The following is a 22,092-nucleotide window of genomic DNA, read 5'->3' on the forward strand; positions in this document are numbered from 1 at the left end:
TTTATTGAATTGATTTACAATGAATTAATCTTGAATCTTGCAGTGCTTGTGCCCTTAAATGTGAAGGGTAGCCCTCTGAATTGACCATTTTAAAAAAGTCGGAAAACGAATTGTATTGAACTATAATCACGGCATCCCAAAGCGCTTCATCCATCGGACCAATTAGCATATGTTTTGGAGAACCAAAAAACAGCACTTTGGCATTCACACTTTCTAAAAAGGGTGATGCGGCGTTCAAATATGCGCTGTAGCCTTCCTTTCCTGTTTGACCTGTCTCCTCAACCAAATCTTTATATTTCAAAAGATTCAACATTGTAATTGGAGCATCACCGACCTCTGCCTTAAATCGTTGAAATTCGTCTGGATTTACATTGATATACGCTTCCATTTAATACAGCTTATCGATTTGATTCTTCTGAATGGCCTGCCAAGCATTGTTACAGCATAATGCTGCTGCTTTATTTAAATTGGCAAACTTTGGGTCTTGAGTATGACCATGTTTATACCGATAGTATATCTGTTGAGCGATTACAGCAATCTTAAACAGACCATAGGCATAATAGAACACAATATTATCGACCGAACGACCACTTTTCTCCGCATAAGATTGAACAATATCACTCCTCGATGGATTACCCTCCATAACCGTTGGTGATGGAAGTCCTTGTTTCATGAAATCTGCATCATGGGCAGTAGTCCAATAACCGAGGGAAGTTCCCAAATCCATTAAAGGGTCCCCTAAAGTGCACATTTCCCAATCTAGAATTGCAGAAATCTCAAGCCAATTATCATCACTGAAAACAACATTATCGTACTTGAAATCATTATGGATTATGGTATGGTCATAATCAGTTGGCTGATTATCTTCCATCCATGCCATGACCTTTTGGGCTGCGGGAACGTCATCTGTGGCCGCCGCCAAATATTGTTTACCCCAATTGGTGACCTGTCGAGAAACATAGCCCTCAGGTCTTCCCAAATCTTCAAGTCCTGCTGCCTTGTAATCAATGGCATGAAATTCTACAAAGGCATCCAACCATGTATTTGAAATTGTCTTAAATTCTTCCGGAGATACTCCTTTTTTGTGCGCAGCTTTAGCGGTTAAAATTTCACCTTGTACTTTTTCCATTAGGTAAAAGGGAGCTCCCAATACATTGATATCTTCACAAAAAGCGAAGGTACGTGGTGCTTTATCAAAAACCAGATTCAGTTTCGAAAGCACTTTGTATTCCCTACCCATATCATGCCCCCTTTTTGGTGCTGCAAATGGCGGTCGACGCAGAACGAATTCCTTGTCATCGATACCTATTAGATATGTCAGGTTTGAATAACCGTTGGAAAACTGATACACCTGTAACTCAACATCAGTAGCTTGAATCAGTCCATTTTGATGCAGAAAAGCTTTCAAGTTTTCTGAATTCAACTCCTCTCCTTCCCTAACCGGCTTTGTTGGATTTGTACTCATCAGGATTGGGTGTATTTCTTAATTACACTTTTACCCAATTGGCTCATATGCACCTCATCGGGGCCATCAGCCAAACGTAAGGTTCGGCCAGCCGCGTAGAAATGTGCGAGGGGTGTATCGCCACTAACTCCTTTTCCTCCAAGAACTTGAATAGCCTTGTCAATAATATCCAAGGCCATGCTCGGAGCAATAATTTTTATCATAGCGATTAAGTCTCTTGCCTCTTTATTCCCCACCTTATCCATCTTATCCGCAGCAGAAAGTACCAATAAACGGGTCTGTTCAATTTCACAAGCTGATTTGGCAATATCTTGTCGCACGCTACTATAAGTATCTAAAGTACGACCGAACGGTTTGCGTTCTAAAGTGCGCTTTGCCATAATTTCCAAAGAGCGTTGTGCCATACCAATCAATCGCATGCAATGATGAATCCGACCAGGGCCCAATCGACCTTGTGCAATTTCAAATCCGCGACCTTCGCCCAACAATAAATTTTCTTTCGGTACCCTAACATTGCTTAATAGTACCTCGGCATGCCCTTCTGGAGAATCGTTATATCCAAAAACAGACAGCGGGCGAAGCACCTTAAGTCCCGGAGTATCCATAGGGACCAAAATCATGCTCTGTTGTGAGTGCCGTGGAGCCTCAAAATCAGTTTTGCCCATGACAATGGCAATCTTACAATTGGGGTCCATAGCCCCAGAAGACCACCATTTTCTGCCGTTGATGACATAATCATCACCGTCAGCGAAAATAGCGGTTTCAATGTTTGTTGCATCTGACGAGGCCACCTCGGGTTCCGTCATTAAAAAGGCAGAGCGTATTTCGCCATTCAACAAGGGCTTTAGCCATTTTTCTTGTTGTGCAGGAGTTCCGTATTTGGCCAGCACCTCCATATTACCTGTATCAGGAGCGCTGCAATTAAAAATTTCAGAAGCCCAAATCATTCTGCCCATCTGCTCTGCTAAGGGAGCGTACTCCAAGTTGGTCAAACCGGGACTGAGGTCCCCGTAGGTTTTGGGCAGAAAGAGATTCCACAAACCAGCATCTTTGGCCTTTTGTTTTAGTTTTTCTAAACCGGGCCAACGTTTCCAGTAGTTTTCTGGATTGGAATGAAAAGCCTCCACTTCCTTTTCAACAGGTTGAACGTGTACTTCTATAAAGTCTCGAAGTTTCTGTTGAAGCCCCAATGACCTTTCGGTGTATTCAAAATTCATATTGTGTTATTTATGGATTCCCGCCGACACAGGAATTACAAAAAATGATTATCCGGAGATTAAATACCCTCCATCTGCTGAATATACCCCGCCTGTCATATAAGACCCGGCGTCAGAGGCCAACAACATAACAAGTCCAGCCATTTCTTCTGGCTCTGCCATACGTTTAAGCGGAATGGTCCCCGTATACATACCCAAAGTCTTTTCATCGCTCCAAAGGGCCTGACTGAACTTGGTCTTAATCAATCCTGGGCAAACAACATTGGCACGAATTCCCAGTTTACCCCATTCTTTGGCTTGGTTCTTAGTCAACATGATCAAAGCTGCCTTTGACATGCTGTACAAGCCCAATCGAAACCCCGGATGTACTCCTTCTACGGAAGAAATATTGATGATACTACCTCCGCCGTTCTCCTTCATATTGGGCTGCACCAAATTGGATAGTAACCAAGGTGCCTTCACATTAACATCCATAATTTTGTCAAAAACCTCTTCTCCAGTAGCTTCAAGTGGTCCGTAAAATGGATTGATAGCGGCATTGTTCACCAAAATGTCTATTCGGCCATAAGCCTCCAAGGTTTTGTCTACTAGATTTTGCCGTTGTTCAGCATCACCAATATGACAGGCAATGCCTATTGCTTCCAACCCTTTTGCTTTAAATTCGGAAGCAACTGCATCAACGGCCTCTTGCTTTCTACTGCTGATGACGACTTTTGCGCCATTTTCTGCTAAACCTTGGGCTATTGACAAGCCTATACCTTTACTTGAACCGGTTACTATGGCAACCTTTCCCGAAAGGTCAAATTTTGATTTAATTTCACTCATCTAGGCAAATATCTTTTTATCCGTATTTAAGGTCAAGGCCTCTTTGTCCATTAAAATTTCAGATAGTCCTTGTGTTTTTGGCAATTCATATTTGAAATAGAACTTCATGGTGTGGAGCTTACTTTCATAGAATTCTTCTGAATTGCGTTTAGAACCCATTACCAATGCTTGTTGTGCATTTGTACCGATAACCAACCATTGCCAAGCCATTACTATGGTACTAAAGAATTCCATAAACGGAGTAGCGTCTGCTAAGAACCTTTGGTAGTCACCTTGCATGGCATAACCCATCAAAGATTGGAGTACTTCTTGGGTCAATTCCAGTTTCGCCCCCAATTTTTTGGCGTATGGCGCAAGTGATTCATGCGCCATGGCTTCACCTATAGACTGTTTGATTTCCTCGGATAATAATTGAAGTGCTTTACCATTGGCCATGGTAATTTTCCGGCCCAGTAAGTCTTGTGATTGAATGCCAGTAGTACCCTCGTAGATAGCAGAAATTCGAATATCCCTTAAATATTGCTGTAGAATATACTCGGAACAGAAACCATAACCACCTAGAACCTGAACCCCATTATTGATTGAGGTGATACCCATTTCAGAAGGATAGGTCTTTACAATTGGTGTCATAATCTCCAATAACAGTTTATACCGTTCACTTTCTTTTTCGTCGGATGCAGCAACCGATAAATCATAATATTTTGAACAAAGGAAAACCAAGCTCAATGAGCCCTCGGTAATTGCCTTTTGAAGTAAAAGCATTCTTCGAACATCCGGATGATTTACAATCAAGGTTTGTTCCTGAGATGCGTCCTTTTTACCTGAACTCTGTAATTCCCGACCTTGAGGTCGTTCATGGGCATAATTTAAAGATGCATGGTATGCACCTGTTGCAATTGCTGCTGCTCCACGACCCACAGCAATACGCGCACCATTCATCATTAAGAACATATAACGCAGCCCTTGATTCGGTTCTCCAACCAACCAACCGGTACAATCTTCCTTATCACCGAAAAACAAATGAGTCGTACAATAGCCACGTTGTCCCATTTTCTGAAAGTCCGCCACTGTTGTCACATCGTTTGATTCAAGACTTCCGTCTGATTTAGGTCTATTCTTTGGAACAACAAAAAGCGAAATTCCTTTAGTACCTGCCGGTGCGCCCTTGATACGGGCTAAAACCAAGTGAACAATATTTTCAGCTCCTTGATAGTCACCACCAGAGATAAATATTTTCTGTCCGTGAATTTTGTAGGTGTCACCATCAGGAGTCGCAGAAGTCACAATATCTGATAATGAACTTCCGGCCTGTGGTTCAGTCAAACACATGGTTCCACCCCATTCACCTGAAATCATTTTTGGCACGTAGGTTTGATTTAGTTCCTGATTGGCAAAATGAACTATCAATTCTGCAGCGCCAAGGGTTAAGCCAACATAGCCCGGGAGATGATTGTTGGCCGCCTCTTGAATAAATGACGATGCATTTACGGCCATTGATGGCATTTGTAATCCACCAGCGTCATAATCAAATGGTGCGCCTATAAAGCCCATTTCACCTGCCTCTTTCATGTATTTGGTAACTTGTGGATGTACCACAATTTCACCATCCTTAAAATGAGCTGGATGTTCATCCATCTCTTTGAAATAAGGGTACATTTCTTTATCGGCGTAGTCCTTTACCGAATCAATAAACATTTCAACTGCCTCTTCATCATATTCTGAGTAGCGCTCTTGCTCAAGTACTTCCTTCAAATCTTGAACTTGAAAAAGTAGGTATTTCAGTGTCTCTAAATCTACATATTGATTTGCCATAGCTGCTTGTTTTTGTCTAGGTTGAAAATTAGTACTAATTCAGGTCATTCTTATTAAACCAGTATAATAAAACTAATGGATTTTCAAAGTATCGATAAAAAAACCCTTGTTGAATTTGAAATCCTTTAGCAATCACTATCTTCTATTCCTAAAATCGCAAATATGGCCGAACTGCTAAGTACTGTATTTCTACCACTTTCTTTGGCAATTATCATGTTAGGAATGGGAATGACCTTGACCCTCGACGACTTCAAGAGAATACTGGTCTATCCCAAATCAGTGCTATTGGGATTGACCAATCAACTCATCCTTTTACCTATAATAGCTTTTGCAATAACGGTGCTATTTAAAATGGAAGCTCTAATGGCTATAGGCCTAATGGTTTTGGCAGTCTCACCTGGTGGACCAACAAGCAACCTCATTACTCATACTTGCAAAGGAAATATTGCACTTTCAGTAACCTTAACGGCTATAGCGAGTTTCATAACGATTTTGACCATACCCCTTATTCTTTCCAAGACCCTTGACTATTTTGGGAGCACCTCTGATGTGGTCATTAAACTACCTGTTGTTGATACCATATTGCAAGTAATGGTGATAACGGTAATACCAATTTCAATTGGAATGCTAATCAAAAAGTTCAAGCCCAAATTTTCGCAGCGAATGGAAAAACCAATGCGAACGGCATCAGCAATCCTTTTTATTTTGGTACTTGTAGCGGTTATAGCCGCAAACTCAGCAACCATTGCGCGCGGCCTAAAAGAAGTCGGATTGGTGACCTTGGTTTTAAATTTGGCGACCATGGGACTGGGTTACCTGACCTCGAGATTGTTCAAATTGGATTTTAAGAGTACTATTTCAATCACGATTGAAAGTGGTATTCAGAATGGCACCTTGGCCTTTGTAATTGTATCGACCATATTACTAAATACAGAAATGGGTATACCCATCGCTGCCTACTCCATTTGGATGTTTATCACAGGTGGAATTTTAATGTGGGTGCTGGGAAGGCGGAAACACATAGCTTGATTTTTTGCTAAACTATTCCGATAAATTTGTTGTAAGCCGTTTTCTTAGTTTTGAAAGCCCTACAGGCGTCATTCCCAAATAACTGGCAATCAAGTAATTTGGCACCCTTTGAAAAAGGTCAGGGCGTTTTTCCAACAAGCGTAGATATCGTTCATCGTTGCTACGGATGCTCATTCGTTCAACTCGCGTAAACAATTTTAGAAAAGCTTCTTGCATAGAAAGTCGCCCAAAGCGTTCCAATTGATGGGAATCATCGAAGAGTCGTTCAGCATCCACTTTTTTGATACCAAAAACCATTGTAGGCTCCACGGCTTTTAAATAATAATTGGAAGGAACTTCGTTGACATATGATAATAGGTCGGTAAAAAAAACATCTTCAGTATAGAACTCTAATACTTTGGTCTCCCCTTCTTCCATTTTATAATAACAAATACAACCTGAAGCCAGGTAATAGAAATACTCTACTTTCTTACCTGGAGTTACCAAAGTCTCCCCCTTTTTTAACTGAAAACGTTCGTATTGTCGAACCTGATTGGTCAAAAATTGTTCTTCGACATGGGTGTACGATAAAATTTTTTGTTTAAGATTTTCTAATTGCAGTTCCACCCGTAGCGTCTTTAATTTAAAGGGATACAGCTTCAAATTTACACATAATTAAGGTGTTTTAATTTGTTAAATAAAAGTTAATATTTAGTACTTTGTATCACATAGTACCATCTTTTGGATATATATTTGCATCGTAAGCTAATAGGCAATCAACAATTAAATGCCGCTCATCACGGCAATAAAATCAAAAAACGAACTATGTCAACCACCTTAAGCAAATACGAACGGAACCTTTCTGCTACCATTCATGCTTCTACATTTTCTAAATATTTTGTGCCTTTCGGCAACTTTATATTTCCGCTCATTTTATGGATGGCCAACAAAAATCAAAATGAGTTTGTAGACTACAATGGCAAACAGGCTTTGAACTTTCAAATTAGCCTTTTGTTGTACACTTTATGCATTGGTATTATAGGGGTTCCGTTCTTTATTGGCTTTTTTCCAGACATCTTTGACGGAAACTATTGGAGCCTCAACCAGCTCGATCATCTTAACGATTTTAGTTTTCGAATTGATGGCGACAACTTTCACTTTGGAAGCTGGATTTGGCCAGTAGGGATTGTTGGCCTTTTAAAATTTGCCTTGACTATCATCAACGTAGTGTATTCCATCTTAGCGACAATCCGTACCAATGAAGGTGAACGCTTTGAATATCCTCTAACCATTAAATTCATCAAGTAATGAGAGGTATTCTATTATTTATCGGAATGATTTTAATGGTATCGCTGGTACAGGGTCAAGTTGATTCGAATTCAGAATTGCACAAAACAGTTGTGGAATTAGACAAAAGACTATTTGACGCCTACAACAAATGTGATATGGAGACTCAAGCACTTTTAATGGATGAAGATTTAGAGTTTTATCATGATAGTGCAGGTTTGGCCACTTCAAAAAGTGGAGTGTTGCAAAGTATCAAGGAAAATATCTGTGGTAAAGTGACCAGGACGCTGGTAGAGGGAAGCATAGAGGTACATGAAATACCGGGCTTTGGCGCCGTTCAAATTGGGATGCACAGCTTTTCCAACAATCAGGAACCAAATGCTGAATCAATACCAAGTAGGTTTATTACCATTTGGAAAAACAACGGTCCTAACTGGACTATTACAAGAGTTATTAGCTTACACAAATAAAGGAGTTTATTCATCAATCAAAAAACGAAAATCATCAATCAATAACAATCAATCAATACAAGTTTCCACTCCCTCTGCTTTTAAAAGAGGGAGCTGAGGAAACACTAAAACGAACAGTAACCAATGCTGAACTTGTTTCAGTATAAAATTAGAACCATGCAGTTATGAATATAGAAAACACAAAAGCACAAATGCGCAAAGGGGTTCTGGAGTATTGCATCCTTTCAATCATCAAAGATGAGGACAAATATGCATCAGAAATTCTCGGGGCTCTTAAAGACGCAAAAATGCTTGTGGTCGAGGGTACGATTTACCCCCTGTTGACCCGTTTGAAAAATGCTGGGTTACTCAATTATCGTTGGGAAGAATCAACTTCGGGGCCTCCTCGAAAATACTATGCCCTTACAGAAACCGGGCAACTTTTCCTGAACGAGTTGAACGGAACCTGGGATGAACTTAGAAATGCAGTTAATTTGGTAACCAACACTAGTAATCAATCTAAAAAATGAACAAGACAGTAAATATAAATTTGGCAAATACCTTCTTCCACATTGATGAAGAAGCGTACAATAAGCTGAGGCGATACCTTGAGGCCATAAAACGGTCTTTTTCAGGTACTGCAGGAAGCGATGAAATCATTGCGGACATTGAAGCCCGTATCTCAGAACTCTTTGGTGAAAAAATGGAGCACGAGCGCCAGGTAATTACCATGAAAGAAGTTGACGAGGTCATCAATGTTATGGGGCAACCCGAAGACTATATGGTCGATGAGGATATTTTTGAAGATGCTCCACGCTCAAAATCAAGTACTACAACACAGAGCAGGGTTAAGAAATTATATCGAGATACCGAGCAAAAGTACATCGGTGGCGTTTGTTCTGGCCTTGAATATTATTTGGGACTTGATGCGCTATGGATACGTATCATATTTATTCTATTCGCCATATTTTCCGGTTTTGGTATTGTAGCCTATATACTACTTTGGATATTGGTTCCGGAGGCAGCTTCTACTTCGCAAAAATTGGACATGCGGGGAGAGCCCATCAACATCAGCAATATAGAACGCAAAGTAAAAGAGGGGTTTGATGATGTTGCAGATAGGGTAAAAAGCGTTGACTACGATAAAGTGGGCAACAAGGTCAAAAGCGGCTCCAAGACCTTTTTTGATACCCTAGGGGATATTTTTCTATTCCTATTTAAGGTCTTTGGAAAATTCATCGGGATAATTTTGGTAATAGTAGGTGCTGCAAACCTAGTAGCATTATTCATTACAATGGTCACCTTAGGGGCTTTTGATGCTTCAAATTTTCCAGTTGTCAACTTTTTTAATTTGATGATGGACACAGGGGTGTTTCCAATCTGGGCGACATTGATTTTTGGATTTTTTGCTTTTGGCATTCCATTTTTCTTTGTGCTCTATGCAGGACTTAAAATCTTGGTCAGCAATCTTAAATCAATCGGAAATATAGCCAAGTTCACACTCTTTGGCCTTTGGTTGATTTCTGTGGGGGTTCTGGCTGCGATAGCAATTCGTCAAGCTGCAGAACATTCCTTTACAGGTACCACATCGGTTAATGATAGTCTCACAATGGAAGGTGACACCATAAAGATAACGATGAACAATACGGACGAGTTCGACTTTGAAAATACAATGCATTTTGGTGATATGCGCTTGGTTCATGATGAAAATGGCGAACCCCTATTGTATTCGCGCGATGTGCGATTTGATATTCGTAAGTCAGAGGATAGCCTATTGCGAATTAAAATCAAAAAAGACGCCGATGGCTCCTCATTTGAAGAAGCTCGAAATAGGTCAGCAAAAATTGATTATGGCTACGTTTTGAATAGCGATGAAGTTGTATTGAATGATTATTTGACCACTTCAAAGGAGAACAAATTACGTGACCAAGAGGTACGCAGTATTGTCTACATACCTGAAGGAAAAACGGTAGTTTTTGACGAATCGGTCAAACAGTCCATTGGACGTAGTACTAAAAACGATCAAGATTATTATCGACGAAAAATTGTTGATTACCAATGGGTCATGGGCAGTGATGGTGAATTAAAATGCCTCAACTGCCCAGACGACCCAGAATCTTGGGAAGATGAAGATGAGGAAGAAAATCGTGTGATAATCAACGGAGAAGGAATCGACATTAATATTGAAGACGGTGCTGAGTCTCTTAAAGTAAAGATCGATGAGGATGGAGTAGAGATAAAAGCAGATGAAAACTAACAATTCAGTCGCTGAAATCGACAATTGGGAAATATTTAATAGTAAAAACAAGTAAATCTTTAGACTTTCACATAGTCAATCAAAAACAATCAAAAATGACAACACTAGCAAGAATCGCAATCGCAATTGTAATGAGCCTGTTCGCATCATCCTGTATGTTTGATGCTAATTTTGGACCAGGTAAAAAGGGTAATGGTCAAATTGTAGAAGAATCCAGGGATATTTCTGGAGATTTTACAGAGGTTTCTGCAGCAGAAGGTCTTGATGTATTCGTCACTCAAGCTGACGAATTCAAAATCTCGGTTGAGGCCGACGAGAATGTTATCGATTTGATAGCAACCGACATTCGAGATGGGCGCTTAAAAGTGCACACCACTGAGAACATAGGGCGCGCCACAAAAAACATTTATGTGTATTTGCCAAAGGTAACAGCCTTGAGTAGCTCAAGTGGGGCTGACTTGGTGGTACAAGATGTTTTAGAGGCCGACCAACTTGAATTGGACGCAAGCAGTGGTTCAGATATTCAATTGGAAGTTTATGCCCAAGAAATCAATGCCAATACCAGTAGTGGTGCAGACATTAAAATTGCAGGTAAAACAGAAATGTTTTATGCAGACGCCAGTAGTGGAGCAGATATCAGGGCTGGAAGATTAGAGGCCAAAAGCTGTAATGCAAACGCAAGCAGTGGCTCCGATATAAGTGTAAATGTTTCCGAAACACTAATTGCAGATGCAAGTAGTGGAGCGGACATCTCTTATTCAGGAGACGCAAGCGTTCAAAAATCCAAATCGGTATCTGGAAGCATTCGTAAGAATTAGACAACCACAATCAACCTAACGAAAAACCCTTTGGAGCAATCCAGAGGGTTTTTTATTTCATTAACAAAATGACCTATGTGTTAATGATTTGATAATTTTTTTTGTACCTTTTGTAGGAATTGGCAATTATCTTCTTAAAACACCTACAATGAAAAAATTACTAGGATTGGCACTTTTGGTATTTCTACTGGTTAGTGCCACAACGGACACCAAAGAAAACACCCCATACCATTCCATTCAAGGCACATGGGAGCTTGTTAGTTTTTATAACTACGATGATGGAATACATATTACGGATACCGTGCCCAAGGCTGAAGGTTATCGACAGGTGAAAATGTTTTACAACGGTAAAGTAATGTGGTCACGCCATGATGAGGATGAACCATCTGGACGATTTGGCTATGGTTCATACAAAATCACAGATAATCAACTTATTGAACACATTGAATACGGGGACGGGCAAATGGAAAAAGCACTGGACTCCGTCAAAGAATTTACCTTTGAATTGATTTTAAAAGACGATATGTACAGTCAAGTTAACTTTAATGAAGAAGGTGACCGAACGTTTTCTGAAAATTACATTCGAATAGACTAAGTAACTAATCCAACTAAAAAAAGCCGCTGCACTTGAGCATATAATAAGTGACCAGCGGCTTTTATATTATATCAAAGAAATTATACCGTTAATTCCTTGCTTTCAACTGTGGCAAGGTATCGCTCTGCATCTAAAGCAGCCATACACCCAGTTCCTGCTGCGGTAACAGCTTGTCGATAGATTTTATCTTGGGCATCACCACTGGCAAAAACACCCGGTTTATTAGTTTTGGTTGAATCTGGTTCCGTGATAATATATCCCGTTTCATCCATATTCAATTGCCCCTTGAAAATATCGGTATTGGGTTTGTGGCCAATTGCGATAAACAAACCCGTAATGGCGATTTCTTCTTTTTCACCAGTTTGGTTATTCACCATTCTCAGTCCTTCCACTACTTGTTCACCGAGTACTTCGTCGATTTCAGTATTGTATCGAACATCTATGTTTTCAAGGCTGTTCACGCGATGTTGCATGGCTTTAGATGCACGCATATGGTCTTTACGCACCAACATGGTGACCTTTTTACAGATATTCGCTAGATATGAAGCTTCCTCGGCTGCAGTGTCTCCACCACCGACAATAGCCACTTCTTGACCTTTATAGAAAAAACCGTCACAAACTGCACATGCTGAAACACCACCACCTCGGAGTCTTTGCTCACTTGGAAGCCCAAGGTATTTGGCAGAAGCACCTGTTGAAATAATCACTGTCTCAGCTTCAACTATCTTATTATCATCGATAGTTAATTTATGAATACCACCAATCTCATCACTCAATTCAACTGCGGTTACCATTCCAATACGAACTTCTGTTCCAAAACGCTCCGCTTGTTGTTGCAGTTGTACCATCATTGAAGGTCCATCAACGCCCTCAGGATACCCTGGAAAATTGTCGACCTCTGTTGTTGTTGTCAATTGTCCTCCTGGTTCCATTCCGGTGTAAACCACTGGTTTTAGGTCTGCTCTCGCCGCATATATCGCTGCCGTGTAACCAGCAGGACCTGAACCTACAATCACCGTTTTCAATCGTTCAATTTCGTTTGACATTCCTTTTGTATTTGTCTAATTATCGTCTATTACAAAAGTAGTTTTTTTGCCAAGAACCTTACAGAAAGTTATCATCAGTCAATTAACAATCGAAGACCTAAATATCCATTGATTTCTGGTGCAGGTTCAAAGAATCGCCCGCCAAACGCATTGCTTCTGATATTATCGTTATATGCTGAATTCAAAAGGTTATTGATGCCAAAAAACGGTTGCAAATCAAACGTCTTTAAATCAATTCGATACGAGCCACCAAAATTTAGCAGGACAACGGAATCTTCCTTAACCGTATTGGAATCATTGGCAAAAAAGTTTCCCCTATACTGGCTATCCAATCGCAATAGCAACCCATTTTTTCTAAAACTTGTTCGGAGCGCTGCCAAATGTTTTGGAATTCCTGGTAAACGGTTGCCGTCAAAATTTCCGTTAGGAATATCGAACAGTGCGTAAGTAAAATCAGAATACGCATACGACCCGCTCAATCGCCATTGTCTTGTTATTCTCCACGTTGAGGCCAATTCCAAACCAAAACGCTCGCTTTCTCCAGCATTCCTGAAAAAAGTTCGGTCAGGAAAAGCCTCCAATTCAAAAGGAACGAATTCTCCTTCACTCTGAATGTAGAATCCAGTCAGGCCTAAGGAGAACCCATTCTTAAAATACTGATATCCCAGTTCAAAAGTGCTGGAAGTTTGCTCACGCAGATTTCGGTTAAATCCCCCTGAGTTGTCAGGATTAGCCGATAATTCACTCAATACAGGAGTTTCAAAACTGGTGGAAAATCCAGCAAATACAGAATTGAACGCATCAAATCGGTATCGTATTCCCAAACTGGGGTTAACTGTATTTAAAGTGGTTTCACCCGAAGCATCGCCGTTTGACAAAAAAGCGTCCTCTGCTTCCAATACATTTCTATCATAACGCATGGAACCTCGAAATACCCAATTGTTCAACTCAGACTGTAAAATGGCAAAGCTTCCGAAGTTTCGGAATAGCTCATTCTGTCGTAGGGTCGCATCTCCCCGCTCACCTTCTAAATTTTGATACCGGGTTCTTCTATCGTTTTGAAAAGCCAAATCATATCCGAACTGAAAATTCAGTTTGTTTTCAGCAATCAATTTTAAAGTAAGATTACTACCGTGCCCCCAATAATTTCTGATTACATCAACTGCACCACCAAACTGAAAGGGTAGAAAATTTTCAAAATCCCGATAGTTGTAGTACCCATAGCTATTTAAGGTTGTTTTAGCTGTATTCAATCGATAAGCCAATCCTGTTTTGAATTGTTTTACTGCCTCCCTTGAATTGAACTCGACATTTCTATCCCTAGCCTGCGAAGGGTTGGCTTCTGCTTCGTCCAGCAAAAGTCCACCTGGATCCTCTGCCAGTGGACTGTCGGTATAATTTAGTTGAAAATTCAATTTGGAATTTGAATTCAAAGAAAGGTTGCTCCTTAAATTAAATTGGTTGGTCTCAAATCGACTGTGATCCCGATATCCATCTTGTGTTGTTCTATTGGTGAATAAGGTAGTTCTGGTCTTTTTTCCCAATAGTCCAACAACGGCTTGATAGTTTTGAAAATTATAACTGCCATAACTAGAAGAAATTCGAGCAAAATCTTTAGTAAAATTCGAAAGGGTGTTGACGCTAATCACCCCTCCGGAGGCATTCCCGTAAAGTGAGGATGAGGCTCCTCGGATTATCTCAATGTTTTCAATAAGCCCAAGATTTAGGTTGTCAACTTGCCCTTGTCCATCAGGCGTGGTTTCCGGTATGCCGTCAATGACCAATTTCACTCCCCGAATACCAAAGGCCGAGCGGGCCCCAAAACCTCGAATGGAAATTCTGGCATCCTGTGCAAAATTGTTACCACTTTGCACAAAAACTCCAGGGACTGCCAGTAAATAATCATTAACTGTGAGTTGCTGTAGATTTTGTTGCAATTGGGTTACGTTTTTTACTGTAACCGCCATCGGGAGTGTATTTTCAGTTGCGCCTAATCGTGCTGCTTGCACTACCACTGAATCCAATTCTACTGTAGGAATGGAATCTTGTTGGGCTTGGATTTGTTGAATCGAAAAAAAGCTAGTAATTAGCAATAAAAAGAGATTCTCGATACATCTCGATTTATAGTCGAGCCACTCGAACTTAAGCATAGCACAGGATTTGTTCTTACAAGCGGAAAAATTACATATTTCTGCGATATTGACCACCAACTTCAAATAATGCAGAAGTAATTTGACCTAACGAACAGTATTTACTGACCTCCATCAATTCTTCAAATATATTTTCATTGTTCACTGCAACACCTTGTAGTCTTTTCAGAAGGTCTTTTGTTTCGTTATTTGAGTGCAGGTTTTGCAAGGTTTGAATTTGATTCTCCTTTTCCTCTTTTGTTGCTCGAATGACTTCTTGCGGTATTATGGTTGGAGAGCCCTTGCTGCTTAGAAATGTATTGACCCCAATAATAGGGTATTGCCCATTGTGCTTTAACGTCTCATAGTGCAAGCTTTCTTCTTGAATCTTACCACGTTGGTACATGGTTTCCATAGCACCTAACACTCCTCCCCTTTCCGTAATTCGGTCAAATTCCTGAAGTACAGCTTCTTCTACCAATTCAGTCAATTCTTCAATGATAAAAGAACCTTGCAGCGGATTTTCGTTTTTGGCCAATCCCAGTTCTCGATTTATGATTAATTGAATGGCCATTGCGCGACGCACCGACTCTTCAGTAGGTGTGGTAATCGCCTCGTCATAGGCGTTGGTATGTAGTGAATTGCAATTGTCATATATGGCATAAAGGGCTTGTAACGTTGTTCTGATGTCATTGAAGTCAATTTCTTGGGCGTGCAAACTTCTTCCCGAAGTCTGTATGTGATATTTCAACATCTGTGCCCTAGGCCCAGCCCCATATTTCAACTTCATGGCCTTTGACCAAATACGTCTTGCCACACGACCTATAACTGCATATTCTGGGTCAATACCGTTTGAGAAAAAGAAAGAAAGGTTCGGACCAAACTTATCAATATCCATTCCACGACTTAAATAATACTCCACATAAGTAAAGCCGTTGGCCAAGGTAAACGCCAATTGGGTTATGGGATTTGCCCCGGCTTCTGCAATGTGATAGCCAGAAATAGAGACAGAATAGAAATTTCGAATATTTTTTTGAATGAAATAGTCTTGAACATCACCCATTAATCGAAGGGCAAACTCAGTTGAGAAAATACAGGTGTTTTGAGCTTGATCTTCTTTTAGGATGTCAGCCTGTACCGTACCACGTACCTGTGAAATGGTCTCCTCCTTGATTTTATTATATACTTCGGAAGGAAGCACTTGGTCTCCTGTGACTCCCAATAACATTAATCCTAACCCATCATTCCCCTCTGGAAGGGCTCCTTGATACGATGGTCTGGTCTTTCCTTGATATATCTTAGCAATTTTAGCGTTCACGTCTTTTTCAAGACCATTCTCCTTGATGTATAATTCACACTGTTGGTCGATGGCAGCGTTCATGAAAAAGGCCAGAAGCATTGGTGCAGGACCATTGATTGTCATGCTTACTGATGTTTTTGGGTCAGCCAAATTAAAGCCGGAGTATAGCTTTTTAGCATCGTCAAGACAACAGATGGATACCCCAGCATTCCCAATTTTACCATAGATATCAGGGCGGTAATCGGGGTCGTTTCCGTAAAGTGTTACTGAATCGAATGCCGTGCTCAATCGCTTTGCTGGTTGGTCCAAACTTACATAATGAAACCTTCTATTAGTTCGTTCCGGACCTCCTTCGCCAGCGAACATTCGTGTTGGGTCCTCCCCTTTTCGTTTGAATGGGTATAGGCCCGCTGTGTACGGAAATTCACCCGGTACATTTTCTTGTAACAGCCAATTCAAAATGTCTCCCCAAGCAGCGAATTTTGGTAATGCAACTTTTGGAATCTGTTGGTGGGACAGCGAGGTGGTATGTGTCTCCATCTTGATTTCCTTGCCGCGGACCTCAAATCGATATTCTGGATTTTTATAACTGGCTAGGGTTTCTTGCCACAACAACAGTTTTTCCCAATTGTGGGGATTAAAGTTCATTTTGACCTGGTCAAATTCTGCTATCAAGACCTTGGTCAAGTCTGGATTCTTAGTTTCACCTTTAAATGACAATCCGGATTTAGTAAGTTGAGGAGTTTGACCAGAAATTGTTTCTAACGACTTGTACAGACCATAAAGCTGATGGGCCACTTTTACCTGCACATCTGCCTCACTATCATATGCCCGATTGTTCTCTGATATTTCCGACAGGTAGCGAACCCGAGCTGGTGGAATAATAAAGATTTTTTCACTTTCGCCATCTTCTGAAAAAAACTTGGATTCAAGCTTGACCTCTGTTTTCTCAGATAGTGTTTTCATCACTCGTCCATAGAGCGTGTTCATACCAGGGTCATTGAATTGTGAGGCAATGGTGCCAAAAATGGGCAACTGCTCCTGTGGAATATCCCACAGATTATTATTGCGCATGTATTGCTTACGTACATCACGCAAGGCGTCTTGAGCCCCTCTTTTATCGAATTTATTGATGGCTACTAAATCAGCAAAATCAAGCATGTCGATTTTTTCCAATTGTGTTGCCGCTCCAAATTCTGGGGTCATTACATAAAGTGAAACATCAGAATGCTCTATAATTTCGGTATCGGATTGCCCAATCCCCGATGTTTCAAGAATTATTAAATCGTATTCAGCTGCTTTCAACACTTCAACTGCTTCATTCACGTATTTTGAAAGTGCGAGGTTCGATTGTCGAGTTGCTAAACTGCGCATATAAACCCTAGGGTTGTTTATGGCATTCATTCGAATACGATCACCTAAAAGAGCTCCTCCGGTTTTACGTTTTGAAGGGTCTACTGAAATAATCCCCAATGTTTTGTGAGGAAAATCCATTAAAAAGCGGCGCACCAACTCATCAACTAAACTTGATTTTCCTGCACCACCTGTACCAGTGATTCCTAAAACAGGAATTTTGGAAGTCTTGTTCTTTTGATGGATTTTATCTAGTAAGGATTTGGAAACTTCGGGAAAGTTTTCAGCTGAAGATATCGTTCTAGCCACTGCGGTAGGCACCTTGTTGGCCAACTCTTCCAAACTAGAATTTAATTTATCACCGATAGGAAAATCGGCCTTTTCCACTAAATCATTAATCATTCCCTGTAGGCCCAATTCACGCCCATCATCAGGAGAATAAATACGGGTTATTCCGTAGTCCATCAATTCTTTGATTTCGGTCGGGAGGATTACCCCGCCACCACCACCAAAAATCTTAATATGGCCAGCTCCCTTCTCTTGGAGCAGGTCGTACATGTACCGAAAATATTCGTTATGTCCGCCTTGGTAGGATGTCATTGCAATAGCATTGGCATCTTCTTGAATGGCCGTATTGACCACTTCTTCAACACTCCTATCATGACCTAAGTGAATGACCTCACAACCCGTTGCTTGAATAATGCGGCGCATAATATTTATGGATGCATCATGCCCATCAAATAAAGAGGCAGCGGTAACTATTCGAACCTTATTCTTAGGCTTATAGATTTCAGGAGCTTTCATGGGTTATTTTAAGATAATCACAAATTTAGCGTTTAAATAAAGACACTTATTTAATTTTTCGCTAAAAAATACCTCGTTAATTGAGAATTATCTAAAATATTGGTTGAAAGACAAGTCTTAGGTTACGACCGGTAAATTTCTAGTTTTCTAAAACTAGTTATCAAAGAGTTCGCCGAATGCAGATTTAACTTCAAATAAGGTGGCTTCTTTCATGGTCTCAAAACGGACATCAGCATGACCGACCCGTTCCTCAGGACCAATACCAACACTATAAAAACCGCCAGCTTTTGCGGCATCAACACCAGCCTCTGCATCTTCGTAAACAATGCATTGTTCTGGTTTTAATTTAAGTTGCTCTGCACCAAAAAGGAAAATATCTGGGGCCGGTTTACTTTTAGAAACACTGTTACCATCGCCGATAACATCAAAGAATTTGGTAGCCCCTAATTGCTTTAAAACCTTATTTGAATTTTTGCTTGCACTGCCCAGCGCCACCAAAAAACCTTCTTGACGCAACAAGGTCAATAATTCTTGTGCCCCAGGCAAGTAATCATCAGGAGTCATTTGATCTAAGCTGGCGACATAAATATCATTCTTCAACGTAGCCAATTCCAATAATTTTTCTTCTGAAACCTCAGCGTTGTTATGTTCTCTGATGATATTAATGGAATCCATTCGAGAAACCCCACGAAGTCTTTCATTTACTTCACGGTCGAATTGCCAGCCCATATCATCTGAAAGTTTCTTCCAAGCCTGGAAATGTAATTCAGCAGTATCGGTTATTACGCCATCAAGGTCAAATATGAATCCTTTAATCATTGGTCAAGTCTGGATTTTAAAGCTGCAATTTAGGACTAAATGGGAATTTTACCACAAAAATCCATCTTAGTTTTCAATAGCTAAGATAGAGCGTGGTCAACCAAAAACGTAAAGTTGTTTTTGACCAATCCTGATGCTCAAAACAGGATTTTCAAATCAGAAATAAACTCCAATCAAGAAGAATTTAGAGAAAGAAAAGTCTAGGATTAATTTTCAAGCTAGTTATAAATACTAATTCCCTGTTGGATAACTAAAACTTTTTCCCAACGCTCAAGAAGTATGATACAATTGTATCCTCATTCGTATCGCCCTGAAAACCTCCATTTATCCCAAGAAATAAGGAATTCCCGAAATTGCAACTATATCCCAATCTTAATCCTGCCCCAACAGCAAAAGTCCTACCAGGTTCAATTCTAATTATATTTCTAACAGGAAATGGCAAATCAGTTATTGCTGGGAACAAGGTATCGTAACTATCACTCAAGGAAGTCGCCTGATATCGCACTAATGGCAATAAAGAAACACCAAACTCATGGTTCGTTGTTTGAACAAAATTGTATTTTAATCCAAATATGAGCTGCATTCCTGAAGTTACCGTATGTAGGGAGGCGTCGATTAAATTTCCAGATTGATTTTCATAAAACAATTCAAAATCAGGTTTATCATTTAGGGTTCCTTCAAAACCAATTTGCAAATGCAATTTATTTGAAACGGATTGACCGTAAATAAAGCCGAATTGATAACCCGGTATGTCTCCAGTCCCATGAGTATTTAGGCCGGCAACAAATTCCAAGTTGAATTCAGAATTATTCTGTGCCTGTAAGGTGGAAATTGTTATTGATAAGCAAAACAAAATTTTGATAATTCGATTCATCAGATTGATTTATAACCAATACCGGATAATCCGGTATTGGTCCTTTACATAAATTTAGTTTTAATTTCTTCTAATTTTGATTTTACCCAATGAATATTCTTGGGTTAAATCATCGGTAAACTGAATCAAACTTACTCCCAAATCATCATCATCCCTTTTAAAACTAACTTTTGCGGTTCCTCCAGGAAAAGCGGACACAGCAGGAGTATCACCTGATGCAGGTTTTGCGGCTCTACCAGGCAGAGTAATTGAAATTTCACCTGTTGGGCCTCCATCTACCTCAATCCACTTTTCGATATTGAAGTCTCCCAAATTGTTGAGATTCCAGTTAAATAAGAAAACATCATAGTCATACCACTTCTTATCCCTGAAATGTTTGCGTTTTACTTTCCCAAATGCCAGGTCTCTAATGACGGTTGCTGCAGAACCCTCAACACCTGCAACAACCATTCTAAATTCTAATTTGCCGGAAAACCAATGTTCTATTTCATTTAGGTCACTGGTAACTTGGAGTTCTCCGCCGAGTTCGGCTCGTCCATTCACCCTGGTATTCCGGGTCGAAGAACCTCCACCTCCACCTCCGCCAGTAGCGTAACAATCATTTGAGTTTTTTTGATAGTTTTCCTCTCCACAAGGACCGACTACCAAACCAGTATTTTCACGTGCACCAATGACATAAACATCATTGTTCCATGCAAAATCCTCATTTATCATTTGGTTGTAGACCAAATCTCCATTTGCATTTAAAGTATATCCGGGAGCAGAATAATCATCGTTATAAGCACCTTTCAAAACGGCTATAGGTTCATTTAGATTTTTTGAGACATCATAATTCTTATTTGCAATTACCCTATCTTCTATTGTCTCTGCCTTGGGAAAGAAAACCATGGGTTCAATACTTGCATCAATGGACCTAATTTTAGAATCTAAGCGCCCTAGATTTTCAGATGATTTTGAAAATGCACCTCCTTTGGATTTAAATGCATCACTCACATCAACAATATTGACCAAATAATCATCACCCGCATTACTTTCATTCACCGATTCTTTGTAAATGTAATTTCTGAATTCTGCGTCTTTCGCCATTGTTAAGACTTCCTTCATGATTTCAGAGTATTCCGTTATCAAAGATTCATCTGTAAATGAATTATTTGGAATCGACATTATTTGTTTTTCAAAACTCGCATTAACATCAAAGATTTGTTCAGAATCGATTATTTCTTCTTCGTTCTTTGAACAGGATATCACTAAAAGTAATATCGATGACACCAATAAAATGTGTGTATAGTATTTCATAACATTATTAAAAAATTATTCCTACTCTTTTCTGGCTTTTCGGTTTGCGCCTGTCTTCACCGCGATTTTGACGTTGTAAAGATGTATGGAGCAACAGTAAAAAACAACTGAAGTAAATCTGCTTTTATAAATCAAGAGTCGATATATATAAATTAAGAGATGGTATTTTAAAATTTTTCTCTTTGCATGATTACCAATACTAGTCTCCCAATGGAAATTGTTGGTCTAAGTACTTCTTCGAAATGGTTGGGTTGAAATTAGGTCAACCTCGCAATTTGAAATTGGAGCCGATTATTTGAATTCTGACTTCAAATTTTTTTCTTGAATTTGAAGTATTTAAGGGTTTACTTGACATCATTTTTGTCAAGCAAGGTTTAAAATTTGTTTAAAGGCTGGCCTTTAAAGTTGAGATTAAATCAATTGCAAATACCTTAAGTCAAAAAATAAAAATCAATGCTTATAAAACCAAAAGTCCAGAACGAAATTCAGTTTGTTACCCGAGTTTTTAAGTCTTGGGGTGACCTGATTCACTTTATGCAACTAGAATAGATTTGCTGCAAATCAAAGCTAAGCTTTGATTAATACCAAAAAGAAAAAGTTCTCTTTAGAAAGTAACCTTTCAGTGAGAACTTTTCAGCTTTAGCTTGTCGGGATGACTGGATTCGAACCAGCGACCACACGCACCCCATGCGTGTACGCTACCAGACTGCGCCACATCCCGTATTTTGGTTCGCAAAA

General features: G+C 39.9%; 19 protein-coding genes and 1 tRNA gene. 7 read left to right on the plus strand and 13 right to left on the minus strand.

The window, feature by feature from the left end; genetic code table 11:
• Position 1: 1 nt before the first annotated feature.
• Genes HCU67_RS12535 through HCU67_RS12555 form a run of 5 tightly spaced genes read right to left on the minus strand, consistent with a single transcriptional unit; the run spans position 2 to position 5,319 of the window.
• Entirely contained in the window at positions 2-388 is a 387-nt protein-coding gene (locus HCU67_RS12535; RefSeq protein ID WP_168552951.1) for a hypothetical protein, read from the minus strand.
• Positions 389-1,465 carry a phosphotransferase family protein gene (locus HCU67_RS12540; RefSeq protein WP_168552952.1) on the minus strand — a complete coding sequence of 359 codons (1,077 nt, stop codon included), beginning with the start codon at positions 1,463-1,465 and terminating at the stop codon, positions 389-391.
• Positions 1,465-2,682, minus strand: a complete 1,218-nt coding sequence (locus HCU67_RS12545) for an acyl-CoA dehydrogenase family protein (RefSeq protein ID WP_168552953.1) — start codon at positions 2,680-2,682, stop codon at positions 1,465-1,467. Before HCU67_RS12545 ends, HCU67_RS12540 begins: the two co-directional genes overlap by 1 nt.
• Positions 2,683-2,730: 48 nt before the next feature.
• Positions 2,731-3,507, minus strand: coding sequence for a glucose 1-dehydrogenase (locus tag HCU67_RS12550; RefSeq protein WP_168552954.1), 777 nt, complete (start codon positions 3,505-3,507; stop codon positions 2,731-2,733).
• Positions 3,508-5,319, minus strand: coding sequence for an acyl-CoA dehydrogenase family protein (locus tag HCU67_RS12555; protein ID WP_168552955.1), 1,812 nt, complete (start codon positions 5,317-5,319; stop codon positions 3,508-3,510). It lies immediately after the preceding gene.
• 162 nt (positions 5,320-5,481) lie between these two features.
• Here HCU67_RS12555 and HCU67_RS12560 point away from each other — a divergent pair, with 162 nt between their 5' ends.
• On the plus strand, positions 5,482-6,348 hold the full coding sequence (locus HCU67_RS12560) for a bile acid:sodium symporter family protein (protein ID WP_168552956.1): 867 nt from the start codon (positions 5,482-5,484) through the stop codon (positions 6,346-6,348).
• A gap of 12 nt (positions 6,349-6,360) precedes the next feature.
• Here the strand turns inward: HCU67_RS12560 and HCU67_RS12565 are convergent, their stop codons facing one another.
• A complete protein-coding gene (locus HCU67_RS12565) occupies positions 6,361-6,954 on the minus strand; it encodes a cyclic nucleotide-binding domain-containing protein (RefSeq protein WP_168552957.1) in 594 nt (197 codons plus the stop codon).
• Positions 6,955-7,152: 198 nt separating this feature from the next.
• On the opposite strand from HCU67_RS12565, the gene HCU67_RS12570 reads away from it, so the two are divergent.
• From HCU67_RS12570 to HCU67_RS12595, 6 genes are all read left to right on the plus strand, one after another.
• Entirely contained in the window at positions 7,153-7,635 is a 483-nt protein-coding gene (locus HCU67_RS12570; protein ID WP_168552958.1) for a DUF4870 domain-containing protein, read from the plus strand.
• Entirely contained in the window at positions 7,635-8,084 is a 450-nt protein-coding gene (locus HCU67_RS12575) for a nuclear transport factor 2 family protein (protein ID WP_168552959.1), read from the plus strand. Before HCU67_RS12570 ends, HCU67_RS12575 begins: the two co-directional genes overlap by 1 nt.
• Before the next feature lie 164 nt (positions 8,085-8,248).
• Positions 8,249-8,593 carry a PadR family transcriptional regulator gene (locus HCU67_RS12580; protein ID WP_168552960.1) on the plus strand — a complete coding sequence of 115 codons (345 nt, stop codon included), beginning with the start codon at positions 8,249-8,251 and terminating at the stop codon, positions 8,591-8,593.
• Entirely contained in the window at positions 8,590-10,320 is a 1,731-nt protein-coding gene (locus HCU67_RS12585) for a PspC domain-containing protein (protein WP_168552961.1), read from the plus strand. Before HCU67_RS12580 ends, HCU67_RS12585 begins: the two co-directional genes overlap by 4 nt.
• A 95-nt stretch (positions 10,321-10,415) precedes the next feature.
• Complete coding sequence (locus HCU67_RS12590) at positions 10,416-11,138, plus strand: head GIN domain-containing protein (RefSeq protein WP_168552962.1); 723 nt, start codon at positions 10,416-10,418, stop codon at positions 11,136-11,138.
• A 148-nt stretch (positions 11,139-11,286) separates the two neighbouring features.
• Positions 11,287-11,733 carry a hypothetical protein gene (locus tag HCU67_RS12595; RefSeq protein ID WP_168552963.1) on the plus strand — a complete coding sequence of 149 codons (447 nt, stop codon included), beginning with the start codon at positions 11,287-11,289 and terminating at the stop codon, positions 11,731-11,733.
• A gap of 80 nt (positions 11,734-11,813) precedes the next feature.
• Here the strand turns inward: HCU67_RS12595 and trxB are convergent, their stop codons facing one another.
• The 7 genes from trxB to HCU67_RS12630 form a co-directional block, all read right to left on the minus strand.
• Entirely contained in the window at positions 11,814-12,779 is a 966-nt protein-coding gene (gene trxB, locus HCU67_RS12600; RefSeq protein ID WP_168552964.1) for a thioredoxin-disulfide reductase, read from the minus strand.
• 74 nt (positions 12,780-12,853) lie between these two features.
• Positions 12,854-14,929 (minus strand): TonB-dependent receptor family protein, encoded by a 2,076-nt coding sequence (locus HCU67_RS12605; protein ID WP_168552965.1) that lies wholly within the window; start codon positions 14,927-14,929, stop codon positions 12,854-12,856.
• A 31-nt stretch (positions 14,930-14,960) separates the two neighbouring features.
• Positions 14,961-18,365 (minus strand): methylmalonyl-CoA mutase family protein, encoded by a 3,405-nt coding sequence (locus HCU67_RS12610; protein ID WP_168552966.1) that lies wholly within the window; start codon positions 18,363-18,365, stop codon positions 14,961-14,963.
• Between the two features lie 153 nt (positions 18,366-18,518).
• Positions 18,519-19,184 (minus strand): beta-phosphoglucomutase, encoded by a 666-nt coding sequence (gene pgmB / locus HCU67_RS12615; protein WP_168552967.1) that lies wholly within the window; start codon positions 19,182-19,184, stop codon positions 18,519-18,521.
• A 250-nt stretch (positions 19,185-19,434) separates the two neighbouring features.
• Positions 19,435-20,058 (minus strand): hypothetical protein, encoded by a 624-nt coding sequence (locus HCU67_RS12620; RefSeq protein WP_168552968.1) that lies wholly within the window; start codon positions 20,056-20,058, stop codon positions 19,435-19,437.
• A 60-nt stretch (positions 20,059-20,118) separates the two neighbouring features.
• Positions 20,119-21,354 carry a hypothetical protein gene (locus HCU67_RS12625; RefSeq protein WP_168552969.1) on the minus strand — a complete coding sequence of 412 codons (1,236 nt, stop codon included), beginning with the start codon at positions 21,352-21,354 and terminating at the stop codon, positions 20,119-20,121.
• 647 nt (positions 21,355-22,001) lie between these two features.
• A tRNA-Pro gene (locus HCU67_RS12630) sits at positions 22,002-22,075 on the minus strand.
• Between the last annotated feature and the right edge of the window lie 17 nt (positions 22,076-22,092).

The sequence above is a fragment of the Croceivirga thetidis genome (assembly GCF_012272815.1).
In the GTDB taxonomy this organism is placed as follows: Bacteria; Bacteroidota; Bacteroidia; order Flavobacteriales; family Flavobacteriaceae; genus Croceivirga; species Croceivirga thetidis.